This is a genomic window from Parapedobacter koreensis (assembly GCF_900109365.1).
Taxonomy (GTDB): domain Bacteria; phylum Bacteroidota; class Bacteroidia; order Sphingobacteriales; family Sphingobacteriaceae; genus Parapedobacter; species Parapedobacter koreensis.
The window spans coordinates 290,576-309,504 of record NZ_FNZR01000002.1; the positions used below are offsets into that span (position 1 = coordinate 290,576).

Annotated in this window: 15 protein-coding genes; 3 read left to right on the forward strand and 12 right to left on the reverse strand. The window is 50.5% G+C overall.

All coding sequences use genetic code 11. The features are described 5' to 3' along the window. Nucleotides 1-11 precede the first annotated feature (11 nt). The 11 genes from BMW65_RS05450 to fucP form a co-directional block, all read right to left on the reverse strand. On the reverse strand, nt 12-3,596 hold the full coding sequence (locus BMW65_RS05450) for a DUF6443 domain-containing protein (RefSeq protein ID WP_090603416.1): 3,585 nt from the start codon (nt 3,594-3,596) through the stop codon (nt 12-14). A gap of 10 nt (nt 3,597-3,606) precedes the next feature. Beyond that, nucleotides 3,607-6,939: an RHS repeat domain-containing protein gene (locus BMW65_RS05455; protein ID WP_090603418.1), complete on the reverse strand. Its 3,333-nt coding sequence runs from the start codon at nt 6,937-6,939 to the stop codon at nt 3,607-3,609. A 161-nt stretch (nt 6,940-7,100) separates the two neighbouring features. After that, nucleotides 7,101-7,487 carry a hypothetical protein gene (locus tag BMW65_RS05460; RefSeq protein ID WP_143053819.1) on the reverse strand — a complete coding sequence of 129 codons (387 nt, stop codon included), beginning with the start codon at nt 7,485-7,487 and terminating at the stop codon, nt 7,101-7,103. Between the two features lie 110 nt (nt 7,488-7,597). Next, nucleotides 7,598-7,987 carry a helix-turn-helix domain-containing protein gene (locus BMW65_RS05465; protein WP_090603421.1) on the reverse strand — a complete coding sequence of 130 codons (390 nt, stop codon included), beginning with the start codon at nt 7,985-7,987 and terminating at the stop codon, nt 7,598-7,600. A 195-nt stretch (nt 7,988-8,182) separates the two neighbouring features. Continuing rightward, nucleotides 8,183-8,962 (reverse strand): L-fucose dehydrogenase, encoded by a 780-nt coding sequence (locus BMW65_RS05470; protein ID WP_090603422.1) that lies wholly within the window; start codon nt 8,960-8,962, stop codon nt 8,183-8,185. Nucleotides 8,963-8,971: 9 nt separating this feature from the next. Then, nucleotides 8,972-9,802, reverse strand: coding sequence for an amidohydrolase family protein (locus BMW65_RS05475; RefSeq protein ID WP_090603424.1), 831 nt, complete (start codon nt 9,800-9,802; stop codon nt 8,972-8,974). After that, complete coding sequence (locus BMW65_RS05480) at nt 9,799-10,641, reverse strand: fumarylacetoacetate hydrolase family protein (RefSeq protein ID WP_090603425.1); 843 nt, start codon at nt 10,639-10,641, stop codon at nt 9,799-9,801. The genes BMW65_RS05475 and BMW65_RS05480 overlap by 4 nt, the downstream gene beginning before the upstream one ends. A gap of 30 nt (nt 10,642-10,671) precedes the next feature. Continuing rightward, on the reverse strand, nt 10,672-11,442 hold the full coding sequence (locus tag BMW65_RS05485; protein ID WP_090603427.1) for an SDR family NAD(P)-dependent oxidoreductase: 771 nt from the start codon (nt 11,440-11,442) through the stop codon (nt 10,672-10,674). Nucleotides 11,443-11,480: 38 nt separating this feature from the next. Then, a complete protein-coding gene (locus BMW65_RS05490) occupies nt 11,481-13,139 on the reverse strand; it encodes a UxaA family hydrolase (protein ID WP_177181012.1) in 1,659 nt (552 codons plus the stop codon). After that, nucleotides 13,132-13,485, reverse strand: coding sequence for an L-rhamnose mutarotase (locus BMW65_RS05495; RefSeq protein ID WP_090603428.1), 354 nt, complete (start codon nt 13,483-13,485; stop codon nt 13,132-13,134). The genes BMW65_RS05490 and BMW65_RS05495 overlap by 8 nt, the downstream gene beginning before the upstream one ends. A 22-nt stretch (nt 13,486-13,507) precedes the next feature. After that, nucleotides 13,508-14,773 (reverse strand): L-fucose:H+ symporter permease, encoded by a 1,266-nt coding sequence (gene fucP, locus BMW65_RS05500; protein WP_090603429.1) that lies wholly within the window; start codon nt 14,771-14,773, stop codon nt 13,508-13,510. A gap of 160 nt (nt 14,774-14,933) precedes the next feature. Here fucP and BMW65_RS05505 point away from each other — a divergent pair, with 160 nt between their 5' ends. The 3 genes from BMW65_RS05505 to BMW65_RS05515 all read left to right on the forward strand — a co-directional run bounded on the left by BMW65_RS05505 (nt 14,934) and on the right by BMW65_RS05515 (nt 16,515). Further along, entirely contained in the window at nt 14,934-15,797 is an 864-nt protein-coding gene (locus BMW65_RS05505; RefSeq protein ID WP_090603431.1) for an AraC family transcriptional regulator, read from the forward strand. A gap of 116 nt (nt 15,798-15,913) precedes the next feature. Continuing rightward, a complete protein-coding gene (gene vapB / locus BMW65_RS05510) occupies nt 15,914-16,126 on the forward strand; it encodes a type II toxin-antitoxin system VapB family antitoxin (protein ID WP_090603432.1) in 213 nt (70 codons plus the stop codon). Nucleotides 16,127-16,128: 2 nt separating this feature from the next. Next, on the forward strand, nt 16,129-16,515 hold the full coding sequence (locus tag BMW65_RS05515; RefSeq protein WP_090603435.1) for a type II toxin-antitoxin system VapC family toxin: 387 nt from the start codon (nt 16,129-16,131) through the stop codon (nt 16,513-16,515). Nucleotides 16,516-16,613: 98 nt separating this feature from the next. On the opposite strand, the gene BMW65_RS05520 is transcribed toward BMW65_RS05515, so the two are convergent. After that, nucleotides 16,614-18,899 carry a GH92 family glycosyl hydrolase gene (locus tag BMW65_RS05520; protein ID WP_090604256.1) on the reverse strand — a complete coding sequence of 762 codons (2,286 nt, stop codon included), beginning with the start codon at nt 18,897-18,899 and terminating at the stop codon, nt 16,614-16,616. Nucleotides 18,900-18,929: the final 30 nt, after the last annotated feature.

Genomic DNA, 18,929 nt, shown 5'->3' on the forward strand with positions numbered 1-18,929 from the left:
TTATTATGGAATTAATAGCCATAGCCCGGTGGCAAAGGAAATCGTTTGTAAACTTGATCCATTATTTGTTTTATCAACACAGGATCTTTGATCACTCCTTGTCCATATGGCCAAGCCTGCCTAAACGCATTTGTTATTTGTTGATGATATGCCGCATCTAATGGAACAAGAGGACCATTGGCTGCACCACCAAGATATTTAGGGGTAATATGATGTAGTTGTGTTTTCCCTGCCAGCTCAGGATATGCTTTCTGTGCAGCCTTTACTAAATCATCAGAATATTGAACTCCCCCGTTAGCAACATCATCTACCCCCTCAACCACCCTATTCCCGAACTGGGTTATCCTGGGAACACCGACCTCCATGTTGTTTGGTTTCCCCGTCCAGATATTTAGTCCCTTGCCACCGATGACATTGCTTATACCGCCGCCTATACCGCCCGTCACGCCTCCAACAAGCACCCCCATAGCCCAGTCGTTCGCCGAATAGGGGTCACCGAAATAGGCCGCATTGCCCAGTCCCAATACCGGGCCCGCCGCGGCCGAGGAATATGCACCTATCAAGGCACCCCCTCCGATACTCGCCGCTCCCATACCCGAAGCGGCCAGTGCAGCCCCACCCGTGGCTGCTCCCACAGCACCCGCAGCCGCTCCTATGCCGAATGCCGCGAAACCATCACCCACGCTGCCTATATCCCCCTGTAACCACTTGGTCGTCAGGTTGGCCACACCGCCTACCAAAGCTCCGACCACAATATGTATCCATTCGCCATCAGGGTCGGCATAAATTATGGGATTATTCCCCAATGCAAGGTATGGATTGACGAATTGCTCCGCCGGATCCGGCACACCCCACCTGCCGATGGTGGCATCGTAGAACCGCGAGCCGAAGTCGTACAATTTCAGCCCGTTCTGGAACTCTTTACCGGCGTAAAGATAATTAATTATCGGCGCCCCAGCACGGATAACTTCACGATATTGTAGCCCGTACGGGTAATAATCTGCCGTGAAGTTTGCCGTTCCGGGGGTAGTGCCCGCAAAACCCACCCGGTTGTTACCGAGGTGGTCGCGCAGGAAGTAATGGTACGTGTACGTGCTACCGCTCCGCGTGATGCGCCCTTCTTCCGTATAAATCAATTCCATTGTCGCACCGTTACCCGTGTACTCGATGCCGTCGATGTAGTCCCGCGTCTGCGTATTGATGCCGTTCACGCTCCGGAGTTTCCTTCCCGTAGCGTCGTAGGTATACGTCACATTGCCGGCAACGGCTGTCAAGTTCTGCGGGAGGTTCAGGTAGTTGTACGTGATGGCGGTGATATTGTTGCCCGTACTTCCCGTATTGCTCCGCGTCTTCACGTTCCCGTTCACATCATACGTGTAGCTTGTCGTACCGGGAAGCTGGTAATTCGCATCTGTGGCGGTCACCGCATCCACAATGCTCGTCAATCTATTCCCCGTCAGGTTGTATGTCAGGTTATCTACCGCAGTGCTGTTCGTACCTGTGCGCACCAGTGTTTTGATGTTCCCGTTCCGGTCATACGTCAGCGTCTCCCGGCCCTTGTTGCCTGCCATAGCACCCTGCGTGAGCCGTCCCACCGCATCATAAGTATAGGTGTATGTATTCGTTACCAGCGCAGGTGTGGGCGTGGCAAGGTTATGCCGTGTGAACAACTGGTAGGCGATGTTGCCGTTATACTGCTTGTTCGTCCCCTCGGTATACTGCAATTCCTGGTTGAACATTGATGGGGCCGTGCTCGTTGTACGCAGCCAACCACGGTGGTTGTAGCCGTAGGTTACGGTCTGTCCGAATGATGTGCCGTTCGTGCTGTGCAGCCGTTTGGTGCGCAACTGGCCAACTTCGTTATAGCCGTTGCGGGCGATCAGCGTACGGGTTCCCGCGGGGTTTGAAGGGGCAGGGTTCACCGTCTTCCACGTATCGAGCAGCCGCCCCGTGTGGTCATAGGTATATTCCGTCACCACTGTCACCTCGGGTGTAGTGGCGTTCGTCGTATGGAGTTTACGTGTACTCTTGGTCAGCTGGCCGTTGAAGTCGTATTCATTGGTGGTGTCGTCGAATTTGTTGGCTGTGGAGCTGCCTCCCAGGTAGTGCTGCTTCCACTGCCGTACCAACCGGCCCTCATCGTCGTAGTAGTTGACCGTCCATAGGTAGGTCGAAGCCGTGCCAAGCACCTTCGCCTTGCTCGCGACCAGCAGCCCCCGCGTCAGTTTGCTGTAGCTGGCGGATTGGTTGTGCGGCAGGCCCGGGATTCCTGCATAATCGTCGTAATAATTTACCAGCGTTACGTCCATATCCCCGGATGCCGCTCCCTGGGGGATGCTTACGTTCGTGTAGCCATGCACATTTCCGGTGGCTGTGGATCGATCTTCCCAGAATAGCGTCTGTGCATCTACGATGTCCTGAATCTGCTGCCGGTTGTAAACCCGGTTGCGCTCGATGCCGGAAAGCGCAAGCCGTCCCTGCCGGTCATATTTGTAAAACGTGTGATACTGTCCGGGAGTAAATCCGGGGATAGTTTCGCTGACTTGCCGTGCATCCTGATGGAGCAGCACCTTCCCGGACGGCAGGTAGACAAAATTCTCCCAGCCAATCCCGGGTGACTTTTTCTCGATTATCCGCCCACGGCCGTCATAACGGTACTGGTACGCCAGGTTGTTGAGCTCCGTTGCCGTGGGCACCCCGCTTGTCTTGTCGGGATTGATCTCCGGCGGGAGGACGAAGCACAGGTTGCCGAGGTTGTCGTACACGTAATAGGTGCTCAGTATTTCCTCCGTGGAGCCGTTGAGGTTGAACGTCCGGCTCAGCACCATCCGGCCGTGCTTGTCCGTGTATTCTTCCGTGGTGTGCAGCCGGCTCGCGAAAGTGCCGCTCCCCCCGGCCCAGTTCTCGTTCCTGGTCACCTTCACCGTCAATTGGCTGGAACCGTAGTAGGAATTACTGGTTAGCGTCGGTACCCCAGCCGTAGAAAGCGTCACCGAGTAGCGCGTAGCCATCCGTGTCGTGGCCCTTGTCGTGAAGCTCACCGTATTGTTGGAAAGGTACGACGTCGCCACGGTACGGCCTGCCGTGGCAGTACGTGAACCCGCTGGCTGCCATACTTCACCCGGGAACCCCTGCTCCTTTACGCGGTTCAGCGGTGAGGCCTCGTAGACCGTTGCCGTGTGGGCTTTCCCAGTCGTGGGTTGCCCCGCCGGGGCCGTGCCGCTGTAATAGGTCTGCTGGGCCGATACGGCGTTTGTACGGAAAGCGTTTCCGGTGCCTGCCGGATAGGGCATGTATCCCTTATCCTGCCTTCCAAGGGCATCATAGGCGATGGGTGTCACCAAATCCACCGCACCGGGAGCCGCCTTGGAGGCCACGGACTGAAGCGCCCTTCCCAAGCCATCGTAGTAGTCGATATTCACCCGTACCTTGGTATAGTCCGCCATTATTGCATCCAGCGCCGTAGGTGTCGTGGTCGGTACCATCGGTATCGACATGCGGACATAATTCTTGTTTGTCGATTGCCCGAGCACTAAGGCGAAAGGAAACAGGGCCACCATCAGAGGCAGCAACAGGTTTATCTTTTGATGTTTCATGGCTTGTCTGCTATTTGAGATGGTAGGTATAGTCCTCGATAATACGTCCCTGGCGGTCTTTCACCCGTTTCAATCTGTTGAACTCATCGTATTCATAGTACGTGGTGTAACCCTTGCTGTCCGTGGATGTGGTAATCGACCCAAGTTGATTATACGTATAACTTGTCATCTGCGCACCCAGCGGATACAGCCGCAGGTCATCGATATAGCCTGCCGGAATAATCTGCAGGTTGCCGGAAACGCTGCGGAACCGGATTTCACGCTGTTGCCAGCTGCCCTTGGTTTGCAGCACAGTATTGCTCGACACCACGGCCCCGCTGTTCCTGATGGTCACCGTACCGCCCTTCTCCCAGAACGTAAGCACGTAGGTAAAACTGGATACCAGCTGCTTATCATACGTGGTAATGTATCCCGAGGTCCCCGTATTATTTGTACAGTATGCACCCACGGGCGCGTCCTGATTATTGTATCGCGTAAGCACCTGCCCACCGCCTCCACGCCAGTCGCTGTCGTTCGCCGTCGTTTCAAAGCTCGAATAGGCAGACTCCAGGAAACGGCCATTGTCAATCCGGGCAATGGGGTGTTTCATGAACTGGCCGTAGATGGTGGCAGCAACGCTACTCGTACCATCCGTGACGCCCACGGGTTTGGTCTTGTTGTAGGTGCGCGATGGCGCAAATTCGTATTCCGTTTCCTTCAACAAGCCGGGATCCAATGTTTGTGTTTCGCCGCTGCCCGAGCGGGTCACCTTAAAGGGAACATACCCGGACATCGCTATGGGCAGCAGGTTTTTGAGCCGGTAAATTCTGTGCGGTACCGTGCGCCAATGGATCGAGGGATCGTAATATAACCTGGTGCCAGTATGGGTAAGCACCGAAACATCTGTTATCCTGTCCGAGTCGCCATCTTCCACCACCGTGTTGACCACTTCGATGGGCGTGGCGATGTTGTGGGAATAAACCAAGTACGAATATGGGTAGGTTTGGGCATTGTTGTACGAGCTACTGTAGTTGGTCAGCACATCAAAGGCATATCGGTACCTGGTATATCTTATCTGCCCGTGGCTGTCAAATGTATGAATCTCCTTAAGCAACTTGTAGTTGGAATCGTAGGTGTAATTATTCCCTTTTATTACCGGGTTGGCACCGGTTTCATCGTAAACATAGACGGTCTCGCCAGACGGCAGGAAAGCATCGGTATGATTCAGATAAGCGGTGCCCTCCACCAGCTTGGCACCATTACATATAACAATATGCCTTGCCTGAAGTGACCGTGGTGGTGCTGCGCCAAGGCCAACCGCCACATAAGATAGCAGTCGCCTATATAGCAACGTGTTCGATGCATTATAACCTTCAGCAGACAGCAATCTGCCGCGATGGTGTACCCGGGAGGTATAGGGTTCAAGAATGATATGGGTGAGTTGAAGCCGCCTTGACGGTTGGAGATCATTATAATTGGGGTAGCCGTTGTCAAAATTGGAATACTTAAATACCGTGTAGGAATTATCATTGCTTTTTTCAACCACCTCGCTGTACCCAACGTGGCTGCCGCTGCTGTTTTGCGAGGTAGGGAACAAGGTTTGGGAAGAAAAAAACGCAAACGAATACCCCGCCTGCTGATTAACGGCATACAGCCGATATTCCGGGAAATAGTACTGCGCCTTGCCGCTCAGCACACCACTCGATGCCAGGGTGGTCACATTACTGGAATTGGTGTAATTCTTCACGTAGAAATATTCCTTTTCCTCCTTTTCCGCCGGGAATTCGGGATCGTAGCTGCTGATTTTCCGGATACGGAGTCCGCCGGCAAGTGTATTGGAAGCAACCGTTACCGGTGCATTCCAGCGCTGCTCAGGGACTTCCATGCGATAGTAGTGCGGCTCAAACGTGAAATCCGTTACCCCGCCTGTTGGATAGGTAATCCGGCTGATGGTACCCGCCTGCAGGTACGTAGCATTTGGCTGGCGGTAGTTATAGTAAGTTGTGTAATAAGTGCTCGTATTGCTGATATCCGCATAGGTATTGTTGTAGAATCCCCAATGGTCATTCCGGTTTGCCAGGTATGCCGGCAGGGATACCGAGGTATTGTAAGCGAAGATATAGGGTTTCAGCAAACCACCTGAACTGCCCTGCTCCCTGACGGATTGCAGGGTCAGGCGTTGCGACGTACTGGCACTGTAGGTGAAGTTGAATGCCTTTTTAAGCTCGCCATCCACTTCCACACGAATCTGGTCCAGTTTTTTCCATTGCAATTTACTAAGATTAGCGGGGTAAGTATCGTTGTTGTCGTTTGTTTCCAGGAAAGGCAAAAAACTGGGATAAGTGCTATAGGCAGACCATTGGGAGTATCGCCAGTCGTAGACGCTTTGCGCATATCGGAGTTCGGTACTATTGGAGCGCTGGAATTTTATCTCCTCGTGCTTGGCTTGGATTTTGGTGAGGTACACAGGCGAAATCAACATGCCCTCATAGGACTGGTTTATGGGATGGTACTGCCCGGAACAAATGACCGGCCATGTACCCAACTCAACCTTACGTATATTTATTGAATTATTTACCGCTATCATCATTTGGTTGACGAAACCATCCCGTTCATAAGTAAATGATACTTCATCGCCCAATGGATAGGTTATCTTGGTGAGGTACCAGGAATTGGCAATCCAATGGTTGTCGTGCTGGCGGAAAAATTCCATACTGTATTCGATGGCGTCGGTAGTGCCGCCGAATGTGTATTGTACGCCGTTCTCATCCGTAATCGTAAAGCCTGAAAAAGACTTAAAATACCCAAGATAAGAAAATGGTGAGCCGGTGGGTGGGCTAAAGGGTACCGAAAGGAATGAACCGTTGAAAGTAACTTTTATGGGGCGGTCGCTTCGCACGCGCCATTGGCCGTCGTGCCCCATGTAGAAAGTACCCGACAGCCCATTTGCATAAAACATAAACTCATCCGCTTCCGTATCCTTGGTGGACAATTCCAAACTCTGCGCAATATTTTCCATGAAGGTGGGTGTATCCCAGCTTGTAGAATTAATCGCAGCGTGGTTATAATAGAATCCATTGTTTGCTCCGTATGACAGGTTTCCGTTGTTGTATTCGTCTGGCATATCCCGGATTACCCGGGAAATTACACCCCCTGCAAGAAGATTCCATGACATACCTACCCAACCCGGGTGCATATCGGGCCGGAAGCCGGAAGCGTGGCAATCCAGAACAATCGGTACCGTTACCTCGCCCGACTGTAGCAGGTGCAACGGGATACTAATTTGGGGTGTTCCGGTAAAATGGGATACCGGATATTCACCGTACAGCCCCAGCGATGCTGCGTTGGGGCTGGGGAGGCTCATTGGCACACTGGGAATTTGGGCCTGCAGGCACCAACTGGCCCCAGTTAAAACACAGAGAATAGTGCAGGTCACACATTTGACCAAAATTGAGTTCAGAAGCTTCATTACCATATTGGTTAGCTGGTTGACAAAATTCATTTGCATTTGACAAGGACTCCACGTCAGTGTTTGGGCTCCAGTACAGGACGTCCATCGGGCGACCATAGATCCTCCCGCCTCAATACTTGTTGAATTTTTGCTAACTGGTCGATAGACAACACCTCTTTCAATGCTTGATCCCGTTCACCAGCAAGTGCTTGCAGTTTTAAGGACAACTGCTGGTAGGTTTCCCGCACTAACTCCCGTGCTTTGGTTTTGTCAAGATCAATAATAGCCATCACCGCTTTGGCCTGATCCGGGTTTATTTCCAAATCATCGGCAATCAGTGCTACGCGGTTTACCGCTACCGAATCCTGTTCCTGGGCCTGCGCAGCGGTCGTGCATAGCACCAAAAAAGCTATCGTACCTGTTGCGGTGGCGAGTGCTTTCTTCGTTTTTCTGATGTTCATGGTCATGAGAAGTTTGATACAGCAATATTACCGTTTAAACCGACATCCCATGATCCGCTTTGGCTATCAATGTGCTCCCTTTTAGCTATCACTTTGATAGCCTATGGCTATCAAAGCGTACTTCTTGCCAGCAACGATTCAATTTTCGTATCCTTTCGCCTCACTTTCGCCTCCAGTTCCTCGATACGTTTTTCGTAGACACCCAACAGCACTTTACTGTTTTGCAACTGTTCTTTCAACCGTTCAGTTTGTTCTTTCGACGATGAAATTCCCGCATCCAATTCCATCTCGCTCTGGTAGAAATCCTGTATGGGTATCCGATAAAAATCCGCAAGTAACGCTAAGTGGATTGCACTGATGTATGTAATGCCGACTTCCATATTCCGGTACGACGGCTGTTTAATTGATAGCACCGCCGCGACTTCTCGCTGGGAGTACCGCCGTGCCGCGCGGATGCGCGAAAGGTTCGTACAAATTATGTGTTTAAGTTGTTTGACCATACCTTATATTCTGCAAATTTGCTTATGAACGCAAAATTAAGCAGGGAATCGATTGCGTATGATTCGTTTTGGCTATAAATTTGATAGGCATAGGCTATAAATGTGTATCTTGGGGATCACATTATGACGCGACAATGCAAGCACACACGCAACGTGTTTCGAGCATCAGTCGCGAAGTGCCCGAACGCTCGTTATTTAAAGCGCCCTATCCAAATGCACATACCCGCCATCCACATGGATCAACTGGCCGGTGGTGTGGCTCGAACGCGATGACAGCAAAAACACGACGGTATTGGCTATTTCCTCGGTAGTGGTCATCCGCTGCTCAAGGGGAATCCGCTGGGTGATTTTTGCCAATGCATCTTCCGGGTTAGGCAATGTCCGAATCCACGTATCGTATAAGGGTGTATAACATTCGGCCACGATTACCGCATTCACACGGATGCCATATTCCAATAGCTCCACGGCCCATTCCCGCGTCAGGGCATTGCGCCCCCCATTAGCTGCTGCATACGCGGATGTATTGCCCTGCCCGGTTTCTGCTGTTTTCGAACTGATATTGACGATACTCCCTTTGCTCGCTTTCAGGGCCGGCAATGCGTGATGGGCCATCAGGTAATAATGAATCAGGGATTTGTGCAAGCTGTCCACGAATTTTTGGTAGTTGCCGCTCTCCAACCCTACCCCATCATTTACCCCGGCGTTATTCACCAATCCATCGATACGCCCAAATTGGGCCAATGTCTCGTTTACGGCACGTTCGCAATCCTCCGGATGGGTCAGTTCGGCTTCCACGCTGAATGCCCGCCCACCTATCGATTCCACCTCCTGTTGCACCGCTGTATTGTCCGCTTGCCTGCGGCCCACAATCACGGGGATGGCCCCCTCTCCGGCCAGCGCCAATACAATACCGCGACCAATTCCTTTGGCGGCTCCCGTGACGATGACGACCTTATCTTTCAGGTTCAAATTCATGTGCTATGGTTATAATCTATAAAAATCCGTGGCATTCTTATGCCATATCCGTTCCTGTTCTTCGTACGGCAGCTGCCCAATAGCGCTTTCCACCACAGCAATCACTTGCTGATAGTCTGCAGCAACCAGGCAAACGGGCCAATCCGAACCAAATAGGATTCGCCGGGGGCCGAACACCTCGACAACATGTTGTATATAATACGATAAATCCGCCGGTGTCCAGTTTTTCCAATCTGCTTCGGTCACCATGCCGGAAAGTTTACAATACACCTGCTCGTATTGGGCAATGGCTTCCATCTGGGCCGCCCAAGGTTGGCGCGTTCCCGCTTTGATATCCGGTTTGGCCAAGTGGTCTATTACAAACGGTTGGCCAGGAAAACATTGCACAAATTCAAGCGTCGCTTCCAGTTGATGCGATTTTACAAGCACGTCATACGTATAGCCGTATTTGCCAAGGGCTGCAATGCCGTTCAGGAATGCCGGACGCAGCAAAAAACGAGGATCGTCCTCGCCCTGTACAATGTGCCGGAAGCCTTTGAGCTTGGGGTACTGGCTAAAATAGGCCAATCGATCAGCGACATTGGTCGACTGCAAATCCACCCAGCCGACAACACCTTCGATGAAGGTGTGTTGGTCTGCCAAACCCAACAGGAATAGCGTCTCGGCCTCCGACTGATCGGCTTGCACCGCCACACATCCCGATACGCCATTGGCGTCATAGCTGGGCTTTAAATCATCCGGCAGGAAATCACGCTGGATAACCGCCATGTCGTCGGTTATCCAGGCATCTTTTACCGGACGGTATCGCCAGAAATGCTGGTGCGCATCAATCCGTTTCATCGCACGGTTTGGCGTGACACCCCCAATCCATCCGCGCCCAATTCCACCACATCACCGGGTTGGAGGTAGATCGGCGGCTTGAAGCCCAGCCCGACACCTGCCGGTGTTCCCGTGGATATCACGTCCCCCGGCAATAAGGTCATGAATTGGCTGACGTAGCTAATGATATAAGGGACATTGAAAATCAGGTTTCGCGTATTGCCATCTTGGTACGTTTTGCCATTCACGGTAAGCCAAAGCCGGACGTTATCGATATCTTCGATTTCATCTTTCGTAGCCAGAAAAGGGCCTAATGGCGCAAACGTATCGCACCCCTTGCCTTTATCCCACGTGCCCCCCCGCTCCAGTTGAAATTCGCGTTCAGACACATCGTTGTGCAGCACATACCCCGCCACATAATCAAACGCCGTAGACTCGTCTACATAACTGGCTTTCTTGCTAATCACAACCCCGAACTCTACCTCCCAATCGGTCTTGGTTGAATTTTTTGGGATTATAATGTCATCATAGGGCCCGCTCAATGAGGTAGTGGATTTCATAAAGATGATGGGCTCAGCAGGTATGATAGCCCCGGTTTCCTCGGCATGATCGCGGTAGTTGAGCCCGATACATAAGATTTTCGAAGGGCGGGCTATCGGGCTTCCCAAGCGCGTACCCTCCGGCACCGGAATCAATTTCCCTTCGTTGGCTTTGACAAATTCCTCCAGTCGGGCAAGGCCATTATCTGCGAAAAATGCTTCATCGTAGTCACCGCCAAAGGCAGACACATCGTAGTTTATACCATCAAGCTGTACCCCTATTTGTTCACGGCCGGGATCACCATATCGAATTAGTTTCATGTCTATTGTCTATTGTCTAATGTCTATTGTCTAATTATTCAACTTCACAAACCCGCCGTCTATCGGATAGTCATTCCCCGTGATGAAGCCCGCTTCATCCGAACACAGGTACAACGCCAGCGACGCAATTTCTTCCGGTTGGGCCATACGCCCGATGGGTTGGCTTTTGGAGAGCGTTCCGAACATTTCCGCTTCCTTGCCCGGATAATTTTTGGCAATAAAGCCATCCACGAAAGGCGTGTGCACCCGCGCCGGCGAAATGCTGTTGCACCGTATGCCATACGGCAGGTAGTCGCGCGCAACGGACAAGGTCATCGCAGCAATAGCCCCTTTGCTGGTCGAATAGGCAAACCGATCGGTAATGCCGACAATAGCCGCGATAGAAGCCATGTTCAGGATGACTCCCTTTCCTTGCTTTTTCATCAAAGGCACCACGGCATAGAGCGCGTTATACGCACCCTTCACGTTCACCGAATAAATCCGATCAAAATCCGCCTCCGTGGTATGTTCTAAACTGCCCACATGGGCTATCCCCGCATTGTTTACCAAAATATCGACAACGCCAATACCATTGACTACTTCCAATATCCTTTCCTGCTTACTGACATCGCAAGCGTGTACGGTAGCCTGCCCGCCAAAGGCGTGGATCTCGGCCACCAATGTATCTGCAACCGCTGTGTTCAACTCCAAAATATGGACAGCTGCGCCCTCCGTAGCAAAGCGCAAGCTGATAGCCCGTCCTATCCCACTGCCGCCCCCCGTGATAATCGCTGTTTTTCCAGCTAACTTTTTATTTGACATGCATTAAATTGTAAATCTAAATAAGTAAACCTAAAGTCCTACAACGATATTCCCCTACGCCAGGGGATGAAATCATCCTGCCCCAATTGCACCGCCTTGGGTTGCACGCGACCGCTGGCCACGTCAATGACAAAACGCAAGATGCGATGGGCAGCCTGCTCGATGGTTTCCTCGCCCTCGATGATAGTGCCGCAGTTGATATCAATAATGTCCGGCATCCGCTCATACAACTTGGTATTGGTAGCCAGTTTAATGACAGGTGCTATCGGATTGCCCGTAGGCGTTCCCAATCCGGTAGTAAACAACACGACATTTGCCCCTCCTGCTACTTCCGCCGTGGTGCTTTCCACGTCGTTGCCCGGCGTACAGAGCAGGTTTAGTCCCGGTTGGTTGGCCACTCCCGGATAGTCTACCACCGCCGTCACCGGCGAAGTCCCGCCTTTTTTGGCAGCCCCGGCAGATTTGATGGCATCGGTAATCAGACCATCCCGGATATTTCCCGGGGAAGGATTGGCATAAAAACCCGATCCATCTGCTTCGGCCTTTGCATTATAGGTTTTCATCAAGTCCATGAACCGCAGTGCCGTTGGCTCGTCCACGCAGCGGTCGCTCAGTTCCTGCTCCACGCCGCATAGCTCGGGAAATTCCGACAAGATCACCGAGCCACCCATCGCCACCAGCATATCAGACACGTAGCCCAATGCCGGATTGGCTGAAATGCCCGAGAAGCCATCCGAACCGCCGCATTCCAGGCCGAGACATAGTTTATGCAATGGTGCGGGTTGCCGAACCTGCTCATTCGCCTTCATCAACCCCGCAAACGTATGTTTCAATGCCTGCTGCACCAAATTGGTCTCCGTTCCCAGCAATTGCTGCTCAAAGATATACAATGGCTTATCGAAAAGCGGATCGCGCTTGGCTATTTCTTCACGCAGTATGGATGCCTGCGCATGCTGGCACCCCAAGCTCAGTACCGTAGCACCTGCAACATTCGGGTGCGTGATGTACCCGGCAAGCAGCCCGCAAAGCGCGTCCGAATCAATCCGTGTGCCGCCACAGCCCATTTCATGGTTCAGAAATTTGACGCCGTCTACGTGTTCGAATAGCCGCTTGCCGCTTTCCTGTTCCCTGCTTGCTGTGATATCGGCATTTAATACGTCTTCCACTGCTGCGCCAGCCTTGTACAGTTGGATGAGTTGCTCCACTTCCGGCTCATAGTCACGCGATCGCTTACTGTAGCCCAGCTTTTCCTCCAATGCGCGTTTCATCACCAGCACATTGCGGTTTTCACAGAATACCAGGGGGATGACCAACCAGTAATTTGCCGTACCTACTGTACCGTTTGTACGGTGGTATCCCATAAAGGTCTGGCCTTCGAATCCCGATACGTCAGGTTGTTTCCAATCCAGCTTGCGCTCACCTAATGTAAAGGGATTTGCCGCATGGTGGATGTTTTGCGTAGTGATGGTTTCCCCTTGGGGCAGGGCGGCATTTGTCTTTCCGACCAGCACCCCATACATGCGCACGTCATCTCCGTCGCCAAGCGGCTCAAGGGTAAACTTATGCTTGGCCTTTACGCCGCTAATCAGCGGGAATCGTTTATCTTCAAAAACGATTTCCATGCCGGGGGGCAGATCCTGCAAAGCCACCAGCACATTATCTTCGGGGTGTATCTGCAAAAAAAGTTGTTTATCCATTTGTATGTTCAATAGGGCTAAGTTCGAAAATTTTATCCATTACCACCCATTTTTCTCCCGGTTTGGATCCCGGTATTGCTTTTTGGTATTTCCACGTAAATTGTTCCCACTCCTGCACGAGCGGGTTTGCGGCATCTGCCGCCGCCTTTTCAGCGAACGAAAAATCAGCTGTTGTTTCGATGATCATAAACATCCGATCGGCAAACCGGTAGATTTCCATCTGGAGGATACCCGAATCGATTATCGATTGCTTGATTTCCGGAGCCACGTTCCGGTGCAATTGTTCATATTCAGCAATCAATTGTTCGTCATCCTTCAGATCCAATGCCAGCGCATAACGTTTCATATCGTGTAGTTTTTTATATGCATTAATGTGCAATGGTCACTTGCTGCACACGTTTATTATTCATATTCCGCAAGGCAAACAGCAGCACGACAGCAAAACACGCTGCAGGCACCAAGTAGGCTGCCTGCATGGTAAACCGATCGGATACCCTTCCCATAATCAATGGGATGATTGCCCCACCCACAATAGCCATGATGAGAATGGAAGATCCCTGTTTGGTGTGCTTGCCAAGCCCACTGATGGCCAGTGAAAAAATTGTCGGAAACATAATAGACATTAAAAAAGTAACTCCTACCATCGCGTAAACAGCAAACAAACCATCTACCGAAGCCGACAGCACCGTAAACAGTACATTGAGCAGTGCAAAAACGGCAAGCAGTTTAGCCGGAGCGATAAAACGCATCAAGAAGGTGCCTACGAAACGCCCGACCATGAATCCAAGCAATGCAATAGCAAGCAGATTGGCGGCTGCTTTCTCCTGTACACCAGCCACCTGATCGGAAAAGCGGATAAAGAAGCTGACGACACCCACCTGTGCACCCACATAAAAAAACAAGGCAACCACGCCAAACACAAAATTAACATTCGACCATAGCGACTTGCCTTTACCAGCACCATCCGACGCATGCGACGCTTCTTCATTAATCTCTGGCAGTGGCGTACGTACCACCAATAGCGCGACAAGCAGCACCGTTGCACCGATAACGAGATAAGGCAGCTTTACCGCATCGGCTTCAGCCTGTAAATAGGTATTCAACTGATTTGCAGACATCGCTGCCTGTTCTTCCAAATCAAGTATCTTTCCAGAAAGAATATACCTCCCACCGATAAAGGGGGCCAGCGTAGCAGCCAGCCCGTTGAACGATTGCGCAAAATTGAGCCGCTGTGCCGCCGTTTGCGGACTGCCTAACACACTGATGTAAGGGTTGGCAGCGGTCTCCAGGAAGGTAAGTCCGCTGGCAATGACAAAGAGCGCCGCCAAGAAAAGCCCGTATGCACGCGTATCGGCCGCCGGGAAAAACAAAAATGCCCCAAAAGCAAAAATGATCAGCCCGAATACAATACCTCGTTTATAGCCAAATCGTTTCATGAAATATCCCGCCGGCAATGCAACGGCAAAATACGCAATAAAAAATGCAGAATCAACAAAGGCCGATTGGAAATCAGACAGTTGACAAGCCTTCTTTAAATGGGGGATCAGTATGGGATTCAGGTTATGGGCAAATCCCCACAGGAAAAACAATGAGGTAATCAAAATTACCGGTATCAAGGTTTGTCGTTTAGTCATATAGCCTATCGTTTTGGTTAGCGTCCAAAGACTACGCAAAATAAGCAAAGAAAGCATAGAAAAGCTGCCAACATATTAGCGATGTATTCAGCTATATTAGCGCATTTTTCGTATAATTGACAAATATTATGTTTTTTTGACTGACCAATCAGGCAATTGCATGAAACCCCAGTTACTAAAAGTAAGTACAGGACCCGCTCATTCGTTCAGCGCACGGCGCGATACCATACCTTATGCCAATAATCGGTGGCACTACCACCGTGAAATTGAACTTATCCATTTTGAAAAAGGCAGGGGTACACAGTTTATTGGCGACAGTATCCGCAATTTTGCTTCCGGCGACGTCGTGCTGATTGGCTCCAATTTGCCGCACTACTGGAGTTTTGACAGCAGCTATTTCGACTACCGCCGCGAAGAAGCCGATGTACGTGTCGTGCATTTCAATGAAGACTTTTGGGGAATACATTTCCTTGATTTGCCCGAGAATACCAATATCAAGCTATTACTCCAGACCGCTAAGCAGGGCATTGCGGTAAATGGCACAGCCGGCCTGCATGTCCAGCAACTTTTGGAAGAATTGCTTGTATCCGAGGGGCCCAAACGCATCCTTTTGCTTGTTGAGGCCCTTACTACGATTGCGCATTCGAAAGACGTTCAGTTGCTTTCATCCGTCGGGTTCAACCCGCACTTTCAGCGTGGAGAAAAAGACCGCATCAACAACATCTATGATTTTGCGATCCAGCATTTCAAGCAGCGGATCGCATTGGACGACGTAGCGGAGGTCGCCGGTATGAGCAGCAATGCATTCTGCCGTTATTTCAAGTCGCGCACCGGAAAAACCTTTTCGCAGTTCCTCATTGAGATACGCGTGGGCCATGCGTGCAGGCTACTCATTGAAAACCACATGAACGTCAAACAAATCTGCTACGAGAGCGGATTCCATAACTTCGCCGGATTCCACAAATACTTCAAGCAGATCACCGGAAAAAGCCCCTTGAATTACCAAAGGGCTTATTTGAAGTGACTATTCCTCGGCATTCGAAGCAATGCTACAAGTTAGGTTTGAAAAGTTATAGGGGTCATTGGTTTCACAATTGATTTTTCGTACCTTTGGTGTAGTTTGGATTTTTTGAATTGACCATGGGGCATATCCAGCTTTTAGAGAAGGTAAAAAAAATACCGCCTGCTTATCAACAAGAGGTAGAGGATTTCATTGATTTTATTTTAAGCAAGAAGCAACCTACAGCAGCCCTTAAAAAAGGTGCTCAAAGGAAATTAGGGTTGCTAAAAGGTAAGCTACAAATGGCTGATGATTTTGACGACCCGTTGGAGGATTTCAAAGATTATATGTAAGTATGGGCCAATACCTTCTGGATACCCATACATTGCTTTGGCTTCACGACGACAGCCCACGGCTATCTAAACCAGCTAAATCCATTATTCTTGACAGCACAAACGATCTCCACGTCAGCATAGCTTCTTTTTGGGAAATCACTATAAAAAAGTCATTGGGCAAATTGGCAGTAACGTACTCGCTTAACGAACTATATGAAGCTTGTATTACAAGCGGCATCATTATATTGCCAATTCAGTTGTCTAATCTTATCAAACTGGAAGGACTTGGCTTCTATCATAAAGATCCGTTTGATCGGCTCATTGCCGCTGCGGCAATAGATGCGGATATGACTGTTATTTCACTTGATCCAAATATTGCGAAGTATCCTTTGAAAACGATCTGGTAGATGGTTGCGGAATTTTTCTCTCCCGTAAGCTTTTAATATGTTTGTCCACGGCAGTTGGAAAAAGCCCCTTGAATTACCAAAGGGCTTATTTGAAGTGACTATTCCTCCAAACTCAACGAAAATGGAAAATCCGTCGGTTTCGTTCCCCGGTTTTTATTCGGCGTATCCGTCATATCAAAACGCAGCACCGCACCGTTGACAAGCTCACTATGCTTGACGTAATTTTTATTGTAATCCTGGCCGTTGAACTTCGCAGATTGAATATACCGATTTTCCTTGCCATTGTTAGGGGCCTGGATTTCGATGGTTTTTCCGTCAGCCAATTGAATGGTGGCTTTTTTGAATAGTGGTGTTCCCAACACGTATTCATCCGTCGCTGGTGTCACCGGATAAAAGCCCAATGCCGAAAACACGTACCACGCTGAGGTCTGCCCATTGTCTTCATCCCCGCAATAGCCATCTGGCGTGGGTAAGTACATCCGATCCATGGTTTCCCGTACCCAATGCTGGGCTTTCCACGGGGCACCGGCGTAGTTGTAGAGGTAAGTCATGTGTTGGATGGGTTGGTTGCCATGCGCATACTGGCCCATATTGGCGATTTGCATTTCACGAATTTCATGGATAGTAAACCGGTAGTAGCTGTGGTCAAATATAGGGGGCAGGGAGAACACCGAATCGAGCTTCTGCACAAATGCATCATGACCACCCATCAATTGCGCCAGCCCTTCCACATCCTGGAAGACCGACCATGAATAGTGCCAGCTGTTTCCTTCGGTAAAGGCATCGCCCCACTTGAATGGGTTGAAGGGGCTCTGAAAGTTGCCGTCCTTGTTTTTACCCCGCATCAAGCCTGTTTCCTTGTCAAACAGCTTTTTATAGTTAAAACTACGTTCACGGTACAAGGCGATTTCATCGGCCGGGCGGCCCAGGGCCTTTGCCAGTTGATAGATGGCAAAATCATCGTAGGCATACTCCAATGTACGAGCTGCATTTTCATTGATTTTTACGTCATAGGGCACATAGCCCAGCGTGGTGTAATACTCCGCGCCTGCACGCCCCACGGCCGTAATGGGCCCTGCATTATTAGCCCCCTTTAGCAGCGCCTCATAGAGTTTTTCAATATCATAGCCCCGCAGCCCTTTGATGTAAGCATCCGCCACTACCGAAGCCGAATTATTACCAACCATGATGTTGCGGTACCCCGGACTTGCCCATTCCGGCAGCCAGCCCCCTTCTTTATAGGCATTTGCCAGCCCTTCCTGCATTTGCTGGTTTACTTCCGGATAGACCAAGTTGAGGAATGGGAACAAAGCCCGGAACGTATCCCAGAAACCCGTATCGGTAAATAGGTAGCCCGGAAGCACCTGGCCGTTGTAAGGACTGTAATGCACCACCTTTCCATTGGCATCATATTCATAAAACATGCGGGGGAATAAAATCGTCCGGTACAAACACGAGTAAAATGTGCGTACCTGATCAATCGTACCACCTTCCACCTTTACCTTGCCAAGCTCCAAATTCCATTGGTCGGCACCTTCCTGTTTCAAGCTTTCGAAGTCTTTATCACCGATCTCCCGCAGGTTTAACTCAGCTTGCTCGTGGCTGATGAATGATGAGGCTACCTTCGCCTGCACCTGCTCTCCCCTATGGCTAATGCTGAACCCCACGATGGCCCCCACATGGTTGGCTTGTATTTCCAAACGGCCATCCGCTAATACAGAATCCGCAAAGGTGCCCACATTGGCAAACGGACGGTCAAATACCATCACAAAATAATTCCTGAAGTTTTCGGGTACGCCACCGCTGTTGCGGGTCGTATAGCCGATGATTTTATTTTCGCCGGGAATGACCTTTACATAGGATCCCTTGTCAAAAGCATCGATAACCACATATGCACTATCCGTCTTCGGGAAGGTAAAACGGAAGCGAGCCGCCCGCTCGGTTGGCGTAATCTCGGCAGTCACATCATGGTCGGCCAGGTAAACGCTGTAATAATGCGGCTGGGCCACTTCGGCTTTATGCGAAAACCAGCTTGCCCGTTCATTTTCATCAAATGTCCGCTTGCCTGTAGCGGGCATGATGGAAAACTGGCCATAATCATTCATCCAGGGCGAAGGCTGGTGGGTCTGCTTGAATCCACGGATTTTATCCGCCGTGTAGGTGTACATCCACCCGTCGCCCATTTTTCCCGTTTGCGCCGACCAAAAATTCATGCCCCAAGGGCGGGCGATAGCCGGGTACGTATTGCCATTGGACAGCAGGTGCACGGATTGTGTCCCCATGAGTGTATTTACGTAATCCAGCGGGTTCGCAACATGCGTGACTTCCTGGGCCTGACCGAACAAGAGCGACAAGGCAAAAGACAAGGTTAATAACGATCTCATTGTAGTATGGATTTGTTTTATAGGATTTAT